The sequence below is a fragment of the Pseudomonas sp. R1-6 genome, assembly GCF_051132115.1.
Lineage (GTDB): Bacteria > Pseudomonadota > Gammaproteobacteria > Pseudomonadales > Pseudomonadaceae > Aquipseudomonas.
This window is the reverse complement of the sequence record NZ_CP071662.1, coordinates 3,109,163-3,126,899: the sequence shown is the minus strand read 5'-3', so window position 1 is coordinate 3,126,899 and position 17,737 is coordinate 3,109,163. Positions and strand designations below refer to the sequence as shown.

Here is a 17,737-nt window from a genome sequence, read left to right as displayed (position 1 = left end):
TTGGCGATGATTAGAGGGACACGCGGTTGCGGCCCTGGTGCTTGGCCCGGTACAGCGCCTGGTCGGCGCGTTGCATCAATTGGTCGAAATGATCCATGGCCTCGGGGTCCAGCTCGGCGACGCCGATGCTCAGGGTGACGAATGGGGAGATCGATGAGCCGCTGTGGGGCAGTTGGCGTTCGGCCAGGGCGCCACGCAAGCGTTGGGCCGCCTCCCAGGCCTGCCCTGCGTCGATATTGGGCAGCAGGACGACAAATTCCTCGCCACCGACCCGTGCGGTCAGCTCGCCAGAGCGGCCGAAGACCTCGCGCAGGGTTTCAGCGATCTGTTGCAGGCATTGGTCGCCGTTCATATGGCCATAGGTATCGTTGTAGATCTTGAAGAAATCGACGTCGCACATCAGCACCGCAAGCGGCGTCTTGTGGCGCATGGCGCGGCGAAACTCGACTTCCTTCAGCTCGTCGAAATGGCGACGGTTGGCCAGGCCCGTCAAGGCGTCGTGACGGGACAAGGCTTCGAGGGCCTGGTTGGCGGCCTTGAGCTCCGCGGTGCGCGCCTCGACCAGCTCGACCAGTTGATCGCGGCTGGCGGCGATCGCCAGCTCGTCCGAACGCTGGCGCTCCAGGTGGGCGTGGAGATTGTCCTGGAGTTCATTGACCTGGGATTCGAGCAAGCTCAACTCGTCCTGGCGATCCACCGAACGCTGCAACTTGAGGTGGTGCTTGAGTGTTTGTGGCTCGAGCTCGCCCAGGTGCCGGGCGATATGCACCACGTGGATCGTCACCAGGCGGTTGAACATGGTCATGACCAGGCCCGCCAGCAGCATGGATTGGATGATCTGGGTGATGACGATGCTGCGCGCTTCGCCCCACAGGCGCTGCCACAGCAGTTGGTTATCGCCTTCGATGATGAGCTCGCCGACTTTTTCGTGGGCGCCGAGATAAGGCTGCGCGATGAGCTCGCGGTGCAATACCGGTGCTACCCCTTCGTTACCGGTGGTGTAGCGATTGAGCTCGATGATTTCCGGCGACCGGCCGGGCCGCAGGACATTCAGCGCCACGCGTCCGACCGGCGCGGCCTTGGCGACGCTGGCAAGCTGTTTGTCCAGGGAGTCGCGGTCCATCTCCCAGATCGCATGAGCCAAGGTGTCGCGGAAAACCTGGTCGATCAGCCCCAGCTCGGCATTCATGTCCGTCAGGTTGCTTTCCCAGGCTAGCCAGGTGCGCCAGGTGACCATCGCCACTGTGAAAAACAGGCAGAACAGCAGGGTCGCCAGGACCAGGCGCCGACCCAGGGAGCTGAGGGTCTTGGCCTGTGCCCGTTGAGAGGGTGGGGGTGTGAGATGGCTGTCCATCTCATAACCACTTGCGCGCGATGGCATCGTAGACGCCGTTGCGACGTATGGCTTGCAGGCCTGCGCGGAATTTTTCGACGGTCTGCGGCGGCGTGTTGCGGCTGAACGCCATACTCAGGCCGTCGACACTGCTCAGTTCGGGCAGCGCCAGCGACTTGATCAATACTTTGTCCGGGTCTTCGCCGTTCTGACGGGTCAGGTACAGCGCATTGAGCTCGTTGGAAATCCACAGCTCCACGTGGTCGACCTTGAGCTTGCGGTAATTGTGTTCATATTTGGTGCTGGACTGAAGTTCTTCGCCGATGCGGAAGCCCTTCGAGACGAGAAACTGCTCGCCCACATCCTGATTGACGGTAGCGATCTGGTGCCCATGGGCATCGGCCAGGGAGTCGAGTTTCACCGGCCGCTCGGCCAGTGAATAGATATACCACTGGGTCGGGGCGATGGCGCCGATCCACTGGAACAGCGATTCGCGTGCCGGGGTGCGCACGATGGAATAGATCAACACATTGCTTTCATTGAGCGCCAGTTCATAGGCCCGCGCCCAAGGCATGGGCTGGATCGATGCTTCGACGCCGATCTCCTTGAGCACAGCCTCGACCACTTCGGTGCTCATGCCGGTCACCCGGCCGTCCTGCGTCATGTTGTAGGGCGGCAACTCCTCGGTGACGATGCGCAGTGGCGGCTCAGCCGCGATGGCCAACGCCGATCCACCTGCAACCAGGAGCATCAGGGCGCCACACATCAGTAAGCGGTTAACCAGCGAAGCCATTGATCATCACCCTATGCAGCCAGCAGAGCCTGGCGAGGCCTGAGGGCCTTCGTCATCCAGGTTATCGGCTGGGTGAGGGTGTTGCTTGAGCGCAGCTACGCATCTTCCGGGCGACCGCTCTATCACGCGGACGCCAGGACGCGCCGGTGAACCTTCCGTCAATACAACGCTCACTTGTTAGGTCGTCGCCCCGGGTGAACGCGCTGTTTTCTGCCGATAAGGAATTCGCATGGATCCAACCTCGACCTCCCACGTGCGCCCCGTAGAGCGCGAGTTCAGCCCACGCGCGGTAATCACCGGGATCGTGCTGGGTATTTTGCTGACGCCCTCCAATGTCTATGCGGGATTGAAGATCGGCTGGTCGTTCAACATGTCGATCATCGCCTTGCTGGTTGGCTACGGCATCTGGCAGGGCCTGGCCAAGCGATCGTCCGGCCGGCTGCCCTGGACGCTCCACGAGAGCAACATCAACCAGACCGTGGCGTCGGCCGCGGCATCGATCATTTCCGGCGGGCTGGTGGCGCCGATCCCGGCGTACACCTTGCTGACCGGCCAGCAACTCGACGCGTTGCCCATGGTCGCGTGGGTATTTTCGGTGAGTTTCCTGGGTATCTGGATTGCCTGGTACCTGCGGCCCTCGTTGCTCAACGACAAGGCGCTGAGGTTTCCCGAGGGCATGGCGACCCTGGAGACCTTGTTGCATATCTACAATCACGGCCACGAAGCCGCGACGCGCCTCAAGGTGCTGCTCGGCGCAGCCGTGCTGTCCGGGTTCGCCAAGTGGGTCGATACCTTCGTCTGGGCCATCCCGCGCTGGTCGCCGAGCGCCCAACTGGAGCGGCTGACATTTACCGCGGATCCGTCGCTATTGCTGGTGGGGTTTGGCGGCATCATCGGCATCCGTGTCGGCCTGACCCTGTTGCTCGGCGCGCTGTTGGCGTGGGGTGGGTTGGCGTCGTGGCTGTTGGAAAATGGCCTCGTGCACTTACCGCCCGGCAGCAGCGGCCCGCAATTCGCCGTGCTAGTGGAATGGCTGCTGTGGCCGGGCGTGAGCCTGATGGTTTGCGCGACCCTGGCTTCCCTGGCGATCCGCTTGTGGTCGCTGCACCGCTCAACCAAGGCCAGTGGCGCGGCGTCCTGGGCGGTGCCCAAGGCCGGGCCCGCCGTTGGGTTTTTGCTGGCAATCGTCTTGGTGGTCAGCCTGCAAGCCATGTTGTTCGGCATCAATCCCTGGATGGCGCTGCTGACCATTCCCTTGGCCATTTGCCTGGCGGCGGTGGCAGCCCGGGTGGTCGGCGCCACCGGAATTCCTCCCATTGGCGCCATTGGGCAACTGTCCCAGCTGAGCTTCGGCATCGTTGCACCGGGGCAGGTGCCGATCAACTTGATGAGCGCCAACACCGCCGGCGGTTCGGCGGGGCAATGCACGGACCTGATGAATGATTTCAAGGTCGGCCGGGCGATCGGCGCGACGCCGCGCAAGCAACTGCTGGCCCAGACGCTGGGGATTTTCATCGGCAGCATCGTCGGCGTGCTCGCTTACCTGGCGTTGATCCCCGACCCGCAAACCATGCTGCTCACCGAAGAATGGCCGGCCCCGGCCGTCGCCACCTGGAAGGCCGTGGCGCAAACCCTGACCCATGGCCTGGACTCGTTGTCGGTGAGCATCCGCTGGGCGATCTTCATCGGCGGCGCCGTCGGTTTGCTGCTGGGCATCCTCGACAGCCTGCTGCCGGCCCATCGCGCCCGCTACCTGCCCAGCACGGCTGCCCTGGGCCTGGCGTTTGTCCTGCCGGCCTCGGTGTCGCTGATGATGGCCCTTGGCGCCGTGCTGACCTGGCTGGTGAGCTGCCGCTGGCCGAGCCTCACCGAACGCTTCGCCATCACGGCGGCGGCGGGGTTGATTGCCGGGGAGAGCATTACCGGGGTGGGGGCTTCGTTGTGGGAGATGCTCGGTAATCTGTGAGCCCCCGTGGCGAGGAAGCAAGCTCGCTCGCCACGGGAAGCGGTGGGTGGCGCCGAGTCAGTGTGAATGTCGCGGCTCACCACTGCGGGCGATCACCCTCAGGTGCAACGTGGCCGGCTCCAGGCAACCGCCCGTGGAAAGCTGGCCGACCAGTTGCCGGTACAGTTCCTGCCAAGGCGTTTGCGACGGCGGGAAGTTTGGCGTCCAGGCGCGGCGGCGCCGCTCCATCTCGGCGTCGTCCACCAGCAGGTTCACGGTGCGGGTGTTCAGGTCGACTTTCAGCCGGTCATTGGTCTGTAGCAGCGCCAGGCCGCCGCCAACGGCCGCTTCCGGGGACATGTTGAGGATCGACGGGCTCGCCGAGGTGCCGCTCTGGCGACCATCGCCCAGGCACGGCAGGGAGTCAATGCCGCGCTTGATCAGCGCGGCGGGCGGGGCCATGTTCACCACTTCGGCGCTGCCGGGATAGCCCACGGTGCCGGCACCGCGAATCACCAGGATGCAGCGCTCGTCGATGTCCAGCGCCGGGTCGTCGATGCGTGCGTGGTAGTCCTCCGGCCCCTCAAATACGATGGCCCGCGCTTCGAAGCTGTTTTCGGCTCCGGGTTCGGAGAGGTAGGTTTTGCGGAACGCTTCGCCCACCACCGACATCTTCATGATCGCGCTGTCGAAAAAGTTTCCGCTGAGTACGATGAAACCGGCGCGGTGCTTGAGTGGGGTGTCGAAGGGGTGGATGACGTCGGCGTCGCAGGTCAGGCTGCCGCTGACGATCTCGCCGATGGTCTTGCCGCTGACCGTGGCGCAGTTCTCATGCAGGCGGCCGGCCTTTTGCAATTCGTGCATGACGGCCGGCACGCCGCCCGCGCGGTGGAAGCCTTCGCCCAGGTATTTGCCAGCGGGCATGCAGTTGACCAACAGCGGCACGTCCTCGCCGATTTTTTGCCAGTCGTCCAGGCTCAACTCGACGCCCATGTGCCGGGCGATGGCGATCAGGTGCGGCGGGCAGTTGCTCGATGCGCCGAGTGCCGAGGCGACGGCGATGGCGTTTTCGAAGGCTTCACGCGTCATGATCTGGGAAGGGCGCACGTCCTGGCGCACCAGTTCGCAGATGCGCTTGCCAGTGGCGTAGGCCATCTGCCCGCGCTCGCGGTACGGCGCCGGAATGCTTGCGCAACCGGGTAACGACATGCCCAGGGCTTCGGCCAGCGCGTTCATCGACAGGGCGGTGCCCATGGTGTTGCAGTGGCCCACGGAGGGCGAGGCCGCCGTGGTCATTTCCATGAAACCTTCGTAGTTGATCTCGCCAGCGGCCATCAAATTGCGAGCGTGCCACAGCACTGTGCCGGAGCCGATCAGCTCGCCCTTGTGACGACCGTCGAGCATCGGCCCGCCGGACAGCACGATGGACGGCAGGTCGGTGGTGGCTGCCGCCATCAGGCAGGCGGGGGTGGTCTTGTCGCAACCGGTGGTGAGCACAACGCCGTCCAGGGGATAGCCGTGGAGGATTTCCACCAGGCCCAGATACGCCAGGTTTCGGTCCAGGGCCGCCGTGGGGCGACGCGACTGTTCGGCGATGGGGTGCACCGGGAATTCCATCGGAATGCCGCCGGCGTCGCGGATACCGGCCTTGACCCGTTGCGCCAGCTCCAGGTGATGGCGGTTGCAGGGCGTCAGGTCGCTGCCGGTCTGGGCGATGCCGATGATGGGGCGGCCCGATTGCAGCTCTTCGCGGGTCATGCCGTAGTTCATGTAGCGTTCGACATACAGCGCGGTCATGTCCGCGTGGGCCGGGTCGTTGAACCATTGCTCGCTGCGCAGGCGGCGTTTTGGCGTGTCACTCATGATTCATTTCTCTCTTGTAATTGGGTGAATCGACGATCAGTCGGGCTCAGCGGTCGAGCAGCCCCCGCGCGGCGAGGTTACGCAACAGGGCGCCGACGCCGAAGGTCCACGGTGCCGCGTCGCAGCTATGGGTCACCTGATTATGCAGGCTGCCCAGTAGCGGGCTGCTGATACTGACGCGGTCGCCGAGTTTGTGGGTGAAACCGCTGCCGGCATGATCACGGTCCTCGGTGGGGGCGAACAGCGTACCGAGAAACAGCAGGAAGCCATCGGGGTATTGATGGTTGGCGTTGAGTGTCTGGCCTGCCAGGTCCTGCGGGTCGCGGCTGATCTGGCTCATGGAACTGCAACCGTGCAGCCGGTAACCGTCTTCGCCTTGTACGTGCAGATCGACTTCGCAGGCACGCACATCGTCCAGGCTGAACTGCTCGTCGAACAGGCGAATGAACGGCCCGATGGCGCACGAGGCGTTGTTGTCCTTGGCCTTGCTCAGCAACAGCGCGCTGCGGCCCTCGATGTCCCGTAGGTTGACGTCGTTGCCCAGGGTGGCGCCGTGGATCTGGCCACGGCTGTTCACCGCCAGCACCACTTCCGGTTCCGGGTTGTTCCATTGTGAGGCGGGATGAATGCCGATCTGGCTGCCACTGCCCACGGCGGCCAGCACCGGCGCCTTGGTGAAAATTTCCGCGTCCGGGCCGATGCCCACTTCCAAATACTGCGACCACATACCTTGCTCGATGAGGTACGCCTTGAGGCGCATCGCTTGCTCGGAGCCTGGCACGATCGAGCGCAGGTTGTCGCCGATCACGCCGTGGACCGTGGCGCGCACGGCTTCGGCGCGGGCCGCGTCGCCGCCGGCCTGTTCCTCGATGACCCGCTCGATCATGCTCGCCGCGAACGTCACGCCGGCCGCCTTGATCACTTGTAAGTCCAGCGGCGGTAACAGGAACGGCTTGGCCGGGTCGGCATGGGGGCCGGTGTTGGCCAAGAGTGCTTCGAGGGTGGCGATGAAGGTGCCAGGCGTCTCTCTTACCGTCGCCAGGGGCGAGGGTGTTTCCAGTAGGTCGCTAAGGGTCGCGAATCGATCCGAGAGGTCGAACACCCCGTCACTGCGCAGCACGATGGGCGAAGGCCCGGCGATCCGCCCCGGGACCCAGGCGCGACCAATCAACGTGCCGGCCACGCCATCGACCGGCAGAGTGTTCTCGGGAGTAAGCAATAGCGACATGGACAGGCTTCCTGGTTCGTAAAGCCTTCACGCTAGGGCCCGTTGTCGATGAACTCCAATGAGATATATTCAGTATCCGATAACGCGTGGTTATTGCGCTGCCGAGGAATGCCCATGTCCGATCTGTCCTTTTCCAGCTTTTGCGGCTGGCTCAAATTTCGTCATCTGCTGCTGATCGACACGCTGGGACGCACCTGCAACATGCATTTGGCGGCCGAGCAGATGAACCTCAGCCAGCCGGCCGTGAGCAAAATGCTCAAGGAAATCGAGAGCCTGCTCGGCTTCGCCCTGTTCGAGCGTCGACCGCGCAGCATGCCGCCCACCGCTCTGGGCGAGCACGTGCTGCGCTACGCGCAAATAGCCCTGAATGACGCCCGTTCGTTCGTCGAACAGATCAGCAGCCTGCGAGAAGGTGGCCACGGTTACTTGAAGGTCGGCGGTATTTTTGCCGCGACGGCGGTGGCGTTGCCCGAGGCGATCCTGCAGATCAAGCAGCGCTGGCCCTTGCTGTCCATCGAAGTGGTGGAGCAAACCAGTAATCATCTGATGAAGATGCTCGAAGAAAAGAAGCTCGACCTGGCCGTGGCGCGTTTCACCGATCAAAGCCAGCAGCAGCGCTACGACTTCCAGCCCCTTGCCCCCGAACCGTTCTGCATCGTGGTCAACGATCGCCATCCGCTGGCCAACGCTGGGCCGACATCCTTGCAGCAACTGGTGGACCTGCCGTGGATTCTCTATCCGGTCGGCACGCCGATTCGCGCCCGCATGGAGCTGGCCTTCGCCGAAGCTGGTGTGGGGATGCCGCGCAACACCATCGACACGATTTCGATGCAGACTTTCCTCCAGGTCCTGCAACGTGGCCCCATGATCGGAATGCTGCCCAACGCCATGGTCGACCCGCTGCTCGAAAGCGGCCAGCTCAAGACCCTCGACACACCGCTGCACCTGGTGCCCCAGGACTACGGCATCCTCACCCGCAAGGACGAGCCGCTGGTGGGCGCGGCCCTGGAGTTCGCCGAGATCCTCAAGGACAACGCCCGCTTGAGTGGTTGAACGTGCCGCCCCATCGCGAGCAAGCTCGCTCCCACACAGCCTGCTTGCGCTGAACCCGTGGCGAGGGAGCTTGCTCCCGCTGGGCTACGCAGTAGCCCCCTACGATTTCTGATAACACTGGGTTATCAACTAATCCAAAAATGCCATTGGGAAAGAATCGCTTCCCGACAGTAGAGTCCTCGTTCAATCGCCGGATGACTCGCTCATTCGACGTGACCCAATAAAAACAATCAGGGGTTACCTCATGCAAACCATCTCCGAGCATTCGCCCGCCCAGGCTTCCGCCGGCGGACTCGATTTCGAGGACCGGACCTACCGCAAGGTCATCTGGCGAATCCTGCCTGTCCTGCTGTTGTGCTACATGGCGGCCTATCTCGACCGGGTGAACATCGGTTTCGCCAAGCTCGACATGCTCAACGAGCTGCAATTCAGCAACACGGTCTATGCCTTGGGCGCCAGTATGTTTTTCTGGGGCTATTTTCTGTTCGAAGTCCCCAGCAACCTATTGCTGCATCGCTTTGGCGCGCGGTTCTGGATCGCCCGGATCATGCTCAGCTGGGCGGTGATCTCCATGGCGGTGGCCTACACTGTGCCGCTGGCGGCGTTCTTCCATATCGAATCCAGCACTATGTTCTATGTGCTGCGTTTCCTGCTGGGTATCTGTGAAGCGGGCTTTTTCCCGGGCGTGATCCTTTACCTCAATTACTGGTTTCCGACCCACCGGCAGAGCCGGGTGATGTCCGGGTTCCTGTTGGCCTTGCCGGTCAGCCTGACCCTCGGCGGGATCTTGTCCGGCTGGCTGATGAATAGCATGCAGGGCGTGCAGGGCCTGTCCGGCTGGCAATGGATGCTGATCATCGAGGGCATTCCTTCGATCATCATGGCTTTCGTGGTAATCGTCTGCCTGGCCGACAACATCGACAAGGCCAAGTGGCTGTCGGCAGCAGAAAAAGCCATGCTCAAGGCCAACCTGCAAACCGACAACCAGGGCAAGGCGTCGCGCTTGAGCGAGGTGTTTTTCAACCCTCGGGTGTGGTTGCTGGTGTTGATTTTGCTGACCTTCAACACCGGCTTCTATGGCCTGGCGTTCTGGATGCCTTCGATCATCAAGAGCACCGGCATCACCAACAGCCTGCACATCGGTTTGCTCACCGCCATCCCTTATTCGGTGGCCGTCGTGGCGATGCTGCTCAACGCCCGGCACTCCAACCGCACCGGTGAGCGGCGCCTTCACGCGGCGATTCCAGCCTTCATCGGTGGCGCCGGGCTGATCCTCAGTGCGTTCTTCGCCGATAACCTGGTGCTGTCGGTGCTGTTCCTCAGCGTCTCCGCTTCGGGGATCCTCAGCCTGATGCCGATCTTCTGGACCCTGCCGGGCACCGTGTTGTCGGGCGTCGCTGCCGCTGCCGGGATCGGCATGATCAACGCCATCGGCAACCTGTCGGGCTTCACCGGATCGATGATCACCGCCGTGGCCGAGACGCTTACCGGCAATATCAACAATGGTACCTATGTCCTGGCCCTGTGCCTGTTGGTCAGTGGCGGGCTGATCCTGGCCATTCCGGCCTCGATGCTCGCCAGGGCACCAAAACGCGCGGTCCCGGCAACGCAACTGGAGACCGCATGAGCCTGCAGAACAAACGGGTGCTGGTGTCGGCGGCCGGGCAGGGTATCGGCCTCGCCAGCGCGGTGGCCTTCGCCCAGGCCGGGGCCGAGGTGTTTGCCAGTGACATCGATACGCGCGCATTGGCGGGCATCGAAGGGGTGACGGCGGTCACCCTGGATGTCACCTCGGCCAGCGCCATCGAGGCTGTCCGCGACTGGATCGGCGGCCTGGACGTGCTCTTCAACTGCGCCGGTTACGTGCACAGCGGCAACATCCTGGACTGCGACGAAGCGGCCTGGGTGCGTTCGATGGACCTCAACGTCACGGCCATGTACCGGATGATCCGTGCGTTCCTGCCAGGCATGCTGGCGCGGGGTGGCGGGTCGATCATCAACATGTCGTCGGTGGCGTCCAGTGTCAAAGGCGTGCCCAATCGTTTCGCCTACGCTGCCAGCAAGGCAGCGGTGGTGGGGCTGACCAAATCTGTCGCCATCGACTTCGTCAGCCAGGGGATCCGCTGCAACGCGATCTGCCCCGGCACCGTGGATTCACCATCGCTGCGCCAGCGCATTGCCGACCAGGCCGCGCAGCAGGGTGTCGATGTGCAACAGGTCTACCGGCAGTTTCTCGACCGTCAGCCCATGGGGCGCATTGGCAACACTCAGGAAATCGCGCAACTGGCGCTGTACCTGGGCAGTGACGCGTCCGCCTACACCACGGGAGCGGTGCACGTGATCGATGGCGGCATGAGCCTTTGAGTTTTCACTTGAACAGGAGCACTTCATGAAACTGTTGCGATACGGCGAAAAAGGTTCGGAAAAGCCCGGGCTGCTGGATGACGACCATCGGGTCCGCGACCTGTCGGGCCATGTGCCGGACATCGCCGGCAACGCCCTGGAGCCGGAAGGCCTGGCCAGACTCGCGGCCATCGACCCGCGCAGCTTGCCGGTGGTGACCGGCCAGCCTCGGATCGGCCCGTGCGTCGGGCAGGTCGGCAAGTTCATCTGCATCGGTTTGAACTACGCCGACCATGCCGCCGAATCGAACATGGAGGTGCCGAAAGAGCCGATCATCTTCAACAAATGGACCAGTGCCATTTGCGGGCCGAATGACGATATCCAGATCCCCCGCGGCTCGCTCAAGACCGACTGGGAAGTCGAGCTGGGCGTGGTCATCGGCAAAGGCGGGCGCTACATCGACGAAGCGAATGCCCTGGAGCACGTCGCCGGATATTGCGTCATCAACGACGTGTCGGAGCGCGAATGGCAGCTCGAACGTGGCGGCACCTGGGACAAAGGCAAAGGCTTCGACACCTTCGGCCCTCTCGGGCCGTGGCTGGTGACCAAGGATGAGATCCCAGACCCGCATACGCTGGACCTGTGGTTGGAAGTCGACGGGCATCGCTATCAGAACGGCAACACCCGGACGCTGATCTTCAGCGTGCCGCAACTGATCGCCTACCTCAGCCGGTGCATGAGCCTGCAACCGGGCGACGTCATTTCGACCGGCACGCCGCCGGGTGTCGGGCTGGGCATCAAGCCCAACCCGGTGTTCCTGCGGCCGGGCCAGACCATGCGCCTCGGGATTGCAGGATTGGGCGAGCAGCGTCAGGTGACCGTGCAGGCGGATTGATCCGGGAAGCGTTCAAGGGTAAGTAGTGCCGCCAATCCTATTCGGGTCTGCGACACCTTACGCGCTTGCGGGCGTGCCTGCCTGCTCGATGACCAGCTCGGCAAGAATCGCAACGGGGTCGGCCAGGCTCTGTCGCGACCGATGGATCAGGCCGATGTCCCGATGAAACGTGTGTGGCCCCAGGTCTAGGGCCCGCACGCCTTTGGGCCACGGCTGATGGGCTGACGTCTGCGGCACCAGGGCGACACCGACGCCTTTTTCCACCAGTTTGATGATCGCGTCCAGTTCATCCAGTTCGCACACTTCCCGCAGGGTGAAATGCATCTGCCGCAGGAAACGATCGACTTGCCTGCCGCCGAACGAGGACCGGTCATAACGGATGAAGGGTTGGCTGGACAGCAGCGCCGCCCAATCCTCGCCGGGCATTGCACGGGGAATGATCAGCCGATAAGGCTCCAATGCCAGGGTGGTCCAGCGCAGATCGCTTTGCAGCGAGAACGGCGGGCGGATCATCACGGCCATGTCGATTTCACCGGCGTCCACCAGATTGATCAATTCCACCGACAGGCCCGGCACGATGCGTGTGCGGCACTGCGGGCATTGCTGGTGAAACCTGGCGAGAGCGTCCGGCAGGTACGAGCGCTGGACCGAGGCGATCGCGCCGATGTTCACCAGCACGCTGGCGGGAAGCCCGGGGGTGGCGGAGCCGAGGCTCTCGTAAAGGCGAAGCAGTTCCTGGGCTTGCAGGAGAACCTGGTGGCCCCGCTTGTTGAGGTGGGCCGTGCGCCCCTTGCGGTCGAATAGCTGGAAGCCCAGCTCGGCTTCCAGGCGCTGGATCTGCGCACTGACCGCCGCCTGGGTGAGGCCGATCTTGTGCCCGGCTGCGGCGAAGGTGCCTTCGCGCGCGACGGCAATGAGGGTCTTGAGTTCTTTGATCATTGATAAAGATTAATGGTCTTTCTAAGAAATTTATATTGATTTTATTGTTCGGTTCCCGCGCCTACGATGGGCAAACGCGCGGTTGCGTATCCCATGATTGAATCTTTGGAGTCCCGATGAGCGTCTCGCCTTTCCATTTAGCAATTCCGGTCTATGACCTTGCGGCAGCCCGTACTTTTTACGGCCAAGTGTTTGGGTTGGAGGAGGGCCGCTCCAGCGAGCAGTGGGTCGATTTCAATTTCTACGGTCACCAGTTGGTGATCCACGAGCACCCCAAGACCGCGTCCCAGGAAAGCGTGCACAGCAACGCCGTGGATGGGCACGATGTGCCGGTGCCTCATTTTGGCGTGGTATTGGGGTGGGCTGAATGGGAAGCGCTGGCCGAGCGACTGAAATCCTTCGGCACTCAATTTGTGATCGAGCCCTACGTGCGTTTCAAGGGGCAGGTGGGCGAACAGGCGACGATGTTCCTGTTCGACCCTTGCGGCAATGCGCTGGAGTTCAAGGCGTTCAAGGACATGAGTCAGTTGTTCGCCAAATAACGGCATGCACATGACCTTGTGGGAGCGAGCCTGCTCGCGATAGCGTCGGATCAGTTTGCAGCGATGTTGGATGTGCCGACGCCTTCGCGAGCAGGCTCGCTCCCACAGGGTTCGGTGCCGTCCTTAGCCATGCACCGTCACGCGATTGCGCCCTGTCTTCTTCGATGTATACAACGCCTGGTCGGCCCGGGCGATCAGCTCGGCGTGGTCGTTCGCCGGCGTGCTCAGGTCGGCCACGCCCAGGCTGATGGTGAACCGAATCTCCTGGCCGTTGTACTGCACCAACAATTGTCCGACAGCCTTGCGCAGGCGCTCTGCGAAAATCCGTGCGCCGGCCTGGTCGGTGTCCGACAGCACCACGCCGAACTCTTCGCCCCCGTAGCGCCCGGCCACGTCGGACTCGCGTACGTGCTCGTGCAATAGCGCGGCAACCTGTTCGATCACCTTGTCGCCGGCCTGGTGGCCGTAGGTGTCGTTGACCTGCTTGAAATGATCGATGTCCAGCATCACCAGGCTCAGGGCGTTGCCATAGCGCTGATGGCGGGCGTAGGCGGCTTTCAGGGTGCCTTCCCAATGACCGCGGTTATAGAGGCCGGTCAGGCGATCGGTGCTGGAGAGCAATTGCAGTTGTGCATTGGCGGCCTGGATCTGATGGCGATTGGTCGCGACGTCGGTGACGTCATAGATCACCAGGCAGATATGGTTGATTCGGTTGTCAGGCGAGCGCAGCGGCAGCAAGGTGGTGTTCTGGTACATGAACTCTTCCTGGCCGGTGATCGGTTGGTAGCTCTTGAAGCGCATCAGGTACGGGCGCTGCTCCCAGACCGTGAAGGCGGGGGTGCCCAGGGTCGCGACGCTTTCCACCTTGCGGCTGAACCATTGGCGGTCGATTTCCGGGAACAGGCTGAAGAAATTCCGGTTCTGGGCGTCCTTGGGTTGGACGCCGGAGCGGTTCTCCATGAAGGTGTTCCAGACCTGAACGCGGTACTCACGGTCGAGCACCACCACGCCGACGTCGATGCTCTGAACGATGGCCAGCAACCAGTGGAATTCGTTCAGATCGATGGAGTCAGTCATGGCTCAGCTCATCAGGTAGGCGAGTTTGTGGGTCAGCCGCTCGATGGAATCCTCCGTGAACAGCAGTAACAGGTCGAAGCGGATATCCTGGCCTTCGAGGCCGTAGCTGATCTCCACCGCGAGGGTTTTTTTCCAATGGACGCGGTTTGCCCGGATCAATTCCTCGATGGCCGCATGCTGGCCGAGGACCTGCGGATGACCTTGGGAGAACACCACATCGATCTGCTCGGCGATGCTGCTCAGGCACGCACCGATCAGGATGCTCGAAAGGTCCACCAGCATCTCCAGGTCTGAATAGTCGGCGCTTTCGCGCTGCATCAACTGGGCGATATCGGCGATTTCCGAATCATGGAAGATCAGCAGGGCTTCGCCGGCAATGCCGCTGCCGATAAACCCCTGACAGATGGCCGTGAGTTGCTGGGAACCGCCGACGTCGTTCAAGGCCATGTGCAATTCGCCGACTTCGAGCACGTTGACGTTCGGCACCGGCAGTTGCACGAAAACCCCCAGCACCTTGGCAATCAGGGCGGCGGCCTGGCCGATGGCAACGTTGACCGTTTCGCGGAACGCGTCCTGGAAGCTGATGGCCGTGTTCGGTGTCGCTCGGTTCTGCGGCGGCGCCTGAGCGGGCTGGCTCAACAGCCCCACGCGGTTGAGGGTCTGGCGCAGTTCGTTTTCATCGAACGGTTTTTTCAGGAAGGCCAACGCGCCCAGCTCAAGGACGCGGCGCACGGCCTCATCCTGAATGTCACCGGAAATCACGATGACCTGCGCCTTGAGGCCTTCGGCGCGCAACGCGCTCAGGACCTGGTATCCATCCATTTCCGGCATGGTCAGGTCGAGCAGCACCACATGGCCGAGGCCCTGACGTATGGCATCCATGGCCTGGCGGCCATTGACCGCCTCGGTGACTGAAACCGGCCAGTCTTGCGGCAGCGCACGCAACACTTGCTTGCGCGCCATGGTGGAGTCATCGCACACAACCAGAGGGATCAACGGCACTGGGGTGTCCAACGACGAATAGCGGGGGAGTTCCTTCGTGCCTCATTCATAGGCGGCAGTGGCCCTCTGATCAATGAACGGGATGCTGTCTTGGCTTCTTTTAAAAACTGGACCATTAAGTCAAGGGCGTCAAACGCCACTCGTCATCTGGCGCAACTGCGCCGGACTCACCCCTAGGCGCTGCTTGAACGTTGTTGTCATGTGCGCCTGGGAGCTGAAACCGCAGGCGTGGGCGATTTGCGCCAACGTCGCCGATGAGTCGCGTATAAACGCCCGGGCTTTGGCGAGGCGGCGGTCGATCAGGTAGGCGTGGGGGCTTTTGCCCGTCGCGAACTTGAAGGCGCGCATGAAATAACCTTCGGACAATCCCAGCAACTGCGCCATTGCCGAGACGCCCAGCGGTTGATCGAGGCCGGCATCGATGAACTCGTCGAGCAGGCGCATCCGGCTGTCGGTCATGGAGCCCCGGGGCGTTGCGCAAGAATGTTCGCCCGGCGTCACGCGCTCGGCCAGCGCCACGGCCCAGGCTTCCCAATCATCTTCGACCGAAGCGTGCAGCAACGCCTTGCGCATGCGTTGCGCGAGGGCGCTGGCGCGTGGGTCGACGCGATTGTTGAACGCATGATCTCCAGGCAGCACGCCGCCGTCAGTGCGCACCAGACGCAGGTATTCGCCGCCAACGGGTGACTCCGAATACACGTCGCACTGGGCTGGCACGAACGCCAGGCCGTTGGGCTTGGCGTAGAACGGCTGCACCCGGTCGCTGCCAATGGCATGCAGGCCTCGCTGGCTGTCGAAGGCAAAGCCGATGACCGGCTGGGTTGCAACGTATCGAGCCGAATAGGCGCTACCGGGGAGCAGTTCGATGAGCCACGGGCCGGCCTCGACGCGACGGGTCGATTCAGTCGGGCGCGGTGGCTGTGGGCGGTTTCGATGGCTCATCTACCCATAGTAGTGAAGCGAGGGGACAAAAGTCAGGTCAGTTTTTTGAAAGCCCGGCTTCGGCGTCCCTGGCTAGACTGGCCGAAACCCAAGGAGACCCATCATGTACGCACTGACTCTCGACGATATCGAACAAGCGGCTCGCCAGGTCTACCAGGTCATGCCCGCCACGGCCCAGTACGCCTGGCCCTTGCTGGCGGAACGCCTCGGTTGCACGGTGTGGGTCAAGCACGAAAACCATACCCCCACGGGCGCGTTCAAGGTCCGCGGCGGCATCACATTCATGGATTGGCTCAAGCGTGAGCATCCGCGAACGAAAGGCATTGTCACCGCGACCCGTGGCAACCATGGCCAGAGCCAGGCGCTGGCGGCCAGCGCGGCGGGGCTGCGGGCATTGATCGTGGTGCCGGAGGGAAACTCGGTCGAGAAGAACGACGCCATGCGCGGCTTCGGTGGCGAAGTGATCGAATACGGTCGCGATTTCGATGAGGCCCGTGAAGAAGCGGCACGCCTGGCGCAGACCCAGGGACTCTATCTCGTACCGCCGTTTCATACCGAGCTGGTCAGAGGCGTCGCCACCTACGCGCTCGAGCTGTTCAAGGCCGTGCCTGACCTGGACACCGTCTACGTGCCCATTGGCTGCGGCTCCGGGATCTGCGCGGTCATCGCTGCCCGTGATGCCCTGGGCTTGCAAACCCAGGTCGTGGGCGTGGTGTCCACCGAGGCGACGGCGGCGAAACTGTCATTTGAAGCGGGTGAAATCCGCGAAACCGCCTCGGCCGATACCTTTGCCGACGGCCTCGCCGTGCGCAAGCCGATTGTGCAGGCCTTCGCCATCTACGGCGCTGGCGCGGCGCGCATCGTAGCGGTCAGCGACCAGGAAATTGCCGAGGCCATGCGCGTCTATTACACCGACACCCACAACCTGGCCGAAGGTGCCGGCGCGGCGGCGTTGGCGGCGCTTATCCAGGAGCGCGGGAAGATGGAAGGGAAGAAGGTCGGGGTGATTTTGTCCGGCGGTAATATCGATCGATCGGTGTATGCCCGCGTAATCGGGTAGTCAAGAGACGACAGGGCGATGGGGTTGTGACTAAATTCAGATTTGGTCATAAGTTGTCAATGGCCGTCGGGATGCGTAAGCTGCCCCGATGAACCAGCCATCCATCGCACCACCCAGCGCCCGTGGACCCGCCGATCACGACATTCGTGACCAGATCATCGCGGCCGCCCATGAACATTTCAGCCAGTACGGCTTTGGCAAGACCACGGTTTCCGACCTGGCCAAGGCTATCGGCTTCTCCAAGGCGTACATCTACAAGTTCTTCGATTCCAAGCAGGCGATCGGCGAAGCCATCTGCGCCAACTGCCTGTCGACGATCGTCGAGGCGGTGGAAGAGGCGATCAACGTAGACGGGCTGACGGCAACGGAGCGCTTGCGCAGGCTGGTCAAAACATTAGTGGTCACGGGCGTGAACCTGTTTTTCAACGACCGCAAGCTCTACGATATCGCGGCTTTCTCGGCTTCGGAGCGCTGGCCCAGTTCCCAGGCGTATAACGAACGGATCAAGAGCTTCGTGCTGGAGATCATCCGCCAAGGGCGTGAGCTCGGCGAGTTTGAACGACGCACGCCTCTGGACGAAACGGTGGAGGCCATCCACCTGGCCTTGCGGCCGTTCGTCAACCCCTTGCTGCTGCAATACAACCTCGACTTCGTCGAGGAAGCCCCCACGCTCACGACCAATCTCATCCTGCGTAGCCTGATGCCCTGAGCTTTGGCTGATG

16 protein-coding genes are annotated in these 17,737 nt (G+C 62.6%); 8 read left to right on the top strand and 8 right to left on the bottom strand.

Annotated elements, in window-relative coordinates; all coding sequences use genetic code 11:
* Positions 1 to 10: 10 nt before the first annotated feature.
* Positions 11 to 1,354 carry a GGDEF domain-containing protein gene (locus J3P81_RS13960; RefSeq protein WP_420763693.1) on the bottom strand — a complete coding sequence of 448 codons (1,344 nt, stop codon included), beginning with the start codon at positions 1,352 to 1,354 and terminating at the stop codon, positions 11 to 13.
* 1 nt (position 1,355) lies between these two features.
* Positions 1,356 to 2,126 (bottom strand): substrate-binding periplasmic protein, encoded by a 771-nt coding sequence (locus J3P81_RS13955; protein ID WP_434559213.1) that lies wholly within the window; start codon positions 2,124 to 2,126, stop codon positions 1,356 to 1,358.
* A 229-nt stretch (positions 2,127 to 2,355) separates the two neighbouring features.
* On the opposite strand from J3P81_RS13955, the gene J3P81_RS13950 reads away from it, so the two are divergent.
* Positions 2,356 to 4,092: an OPT family oligopeptide transporter gene (locus J3P81_RS13950; RefSeq protein ID WP_434559211.1), complete on the top strand. Its 1,737-nt coding sequence runs from the start codon at positions 2,356 to 2,358 to the stop codon at positions 4,090 to 4,092.
* A 57-nt stretch (positions 4,093 to 4,149) separates the two neighbouring features.
* Here the strand turns inward: J3P81_RS13950 and J3P81_RS13945 are convergent, their stop codons facing one another.
* On the bottom strand, positions 4,150 to 5,934 hold the full coding sequence (locus tag J3P81_RS13945; RefSeq protein WP_434559209.1) for an IlvD/Edd family dehydratase: 1,785 nt from the start codon (positions 5,932 to 5,934) through the stop codon (positions 4,150 to 4,152).
* A gap of 46 nt (positions 5,935 to 5,980) precedes the next feature.
* A complete protein-coding gene (locus tag J3P81_RS13940; protein ID WP_434559207.1) occupies positions 5,981 to 7,162 on the bottom strand; it encodes a fumarylacetoacetate hydrolase family protein in 1,182 nt (393 codons plus the stop codon).
* 114 nt (positions 7,163 to 7,276) lie between these two features.
* Here J3P81_RS13940 and J3P81_RS13935 point away from each other — a divergent pair, with 114 nt between their 5' ends.
* From J3P81_RS13935 to J3P81_RS13920, 4 genes are all read left to right on the top strand, one after another.
* Complete coding sequence (locus J3P81_RS13935) at positions 7,277 to 8,215, top strand: LysR family transcriptional regulator (RefSeq protein ID WP_434559205.1); 939 nt, start codon at positions 7,277 to 7,279, stop codon at positions 8,213 to 8,215.
* A gap of 244 nt (positions 8,216 to 8,459) precedes the next feature.
* Entirely contained in the window at positions 8,460 to 9,842 is a 1,383-nt protein-coding gene (locus J3P81_RS13930) for an MFS transporter (RefSeq protein WP_434559203.1), read from the top strand.
* A complete protein-coding gene (locus J3P81_RS13925; protein WP_434559201.1) occupies positions 9,839 to 10,579 on the top strand; it encodes an SDR family oxidoreductase in 741 nt (246 codons plus the stop codon). Before J3P81_RS13930 ends, J3P81_RS13925 begins: the two co-directional genes overlap by 4 nt.
* Before the next feature lie 25 nt (positions 10,580 to 10,604).
* Positions 10,605 to 11,453, top strand: coding sequence for an ureidoglycolate lyase (locus J3P81_RS13920; RefSeq protein ID WP_434559199.1), 849 nt, complete (start codon positions 10,605 to 10,607; stop codon positions 11,451 to 11,453).
* Positions 11,454 to 11,510: 57 nt separating this feature from the next.
* On the opposite strand, the gene J3P81_RS13915 is transcribed toward J3P81_RS13920, so the two are convergent.
* Positions 11,511 to 12,392 carry a LysR substrate-binding domain-containing protein gene (locus J3P81_RS13915; RefSeq protein ID WP_434559197.1) on the bottom strand — a complete coding sequence of 294 codons (882 nt, stop codon included), beginning with the start codon at positions 12,390 to 12,392 and terminating at the stop codon, positions 11,511 to 11,513.
* A gap of 116 nt (positions 12,393 to 12,508) precedes the next feature.
* On the opposite strand from J3P81_RS13915, the gene J3P81_RS13910 reads away from it, so the two are divergent.
* The gene (locus J3P81_RS13910) at positions 12,509 to 12,934 is read left to right on the top strand and encodes a VOC family protein (protein WP_420763703.1); all 426 of its coding nucleotides are present in this window, start codon (positions 12,509 to 12,511) and stop codon (positions 12,932 to 12,934) included.
* Positions 12,935 to 13,057: 123 nt separating this feature from the next.
* Here the strand turns inward: J3P81_RS13910 and J3P81_RS13905 are convergent, their stop codons facing one another.
* From J3P81_RS13905 to J3P81_RS13895, 3 genes are all read right to left on the bottom strand, one after another.
* Positions 13,058 to 14,011: a diguanylate cyclase gene (locus J3P81_RS13905; protein ID WP_434559195.1), complete on the bottom strand. Its 954-nt coding sequence runs from the start codon at positions 14,009 to 14,011 to the stop codon at positions 13,058 to 13,060.
* Between the two features lie 3 nt (positions 14,012 to 14,014).
* Positions 14,015 to 14,974: a response regulator gene (locus tag J3P81_RS13900; RefSeq protein ID WP_434564113.1), complete on the bottom strand. Its 960-nt coding sequence runs from the start codon at positions 14,972 to 14,974 to the stop codon at positions 14,015 to 14,017.
* A 168-nt stretch (positions 14,975 to 15,142) separates the two neighbouring features.
* Positions 15,143 to 15,955, bottom strand: coding sequence for a helix-turn-helix transcriptional regulator (locus J3P81_RS13895; RefSeq protein ID WP_434559193.1), 813 nt, complete (start codon positions 15,953 to 15,955; stop codon positions 15,143 to 15,145).
* A 103-nt stretch (positions 15,956 to 16,058) separates the two neighbouring features.
* Between J3P81_RS13895 and J3P81_RS13890 the strand changes: the two genes are divergently transcribed.
* Positions 16,059 to 17,015 carry a threonine dehydratase gene (locus J3P81_RS13890; RefSeq protein WP_434559191.1) on the top strand — a complete coding sequence of 319 codons (957 nt, stop codon included), beginning with the start codon at positions 16,059 to 16,061 and terminating at the stop codon, positions 17,013 to 17,015.
* A gap of 88 nt (positions 17,016 to 17,103) precedes the next feature.
* Complete coding sequence (locus J3P81_RS13885; protein ID WP_420763708.1) at positions 17,104 to 17,724, top strand: TetR/AcrR family transcriptional regulator; 621 nt, start codon at positions 17,104 to 17,106, stop codon at positions 17,722 to 17,724.
* Positions 17,725 to 17,737 lie beyond the last annotated feature (13 nt).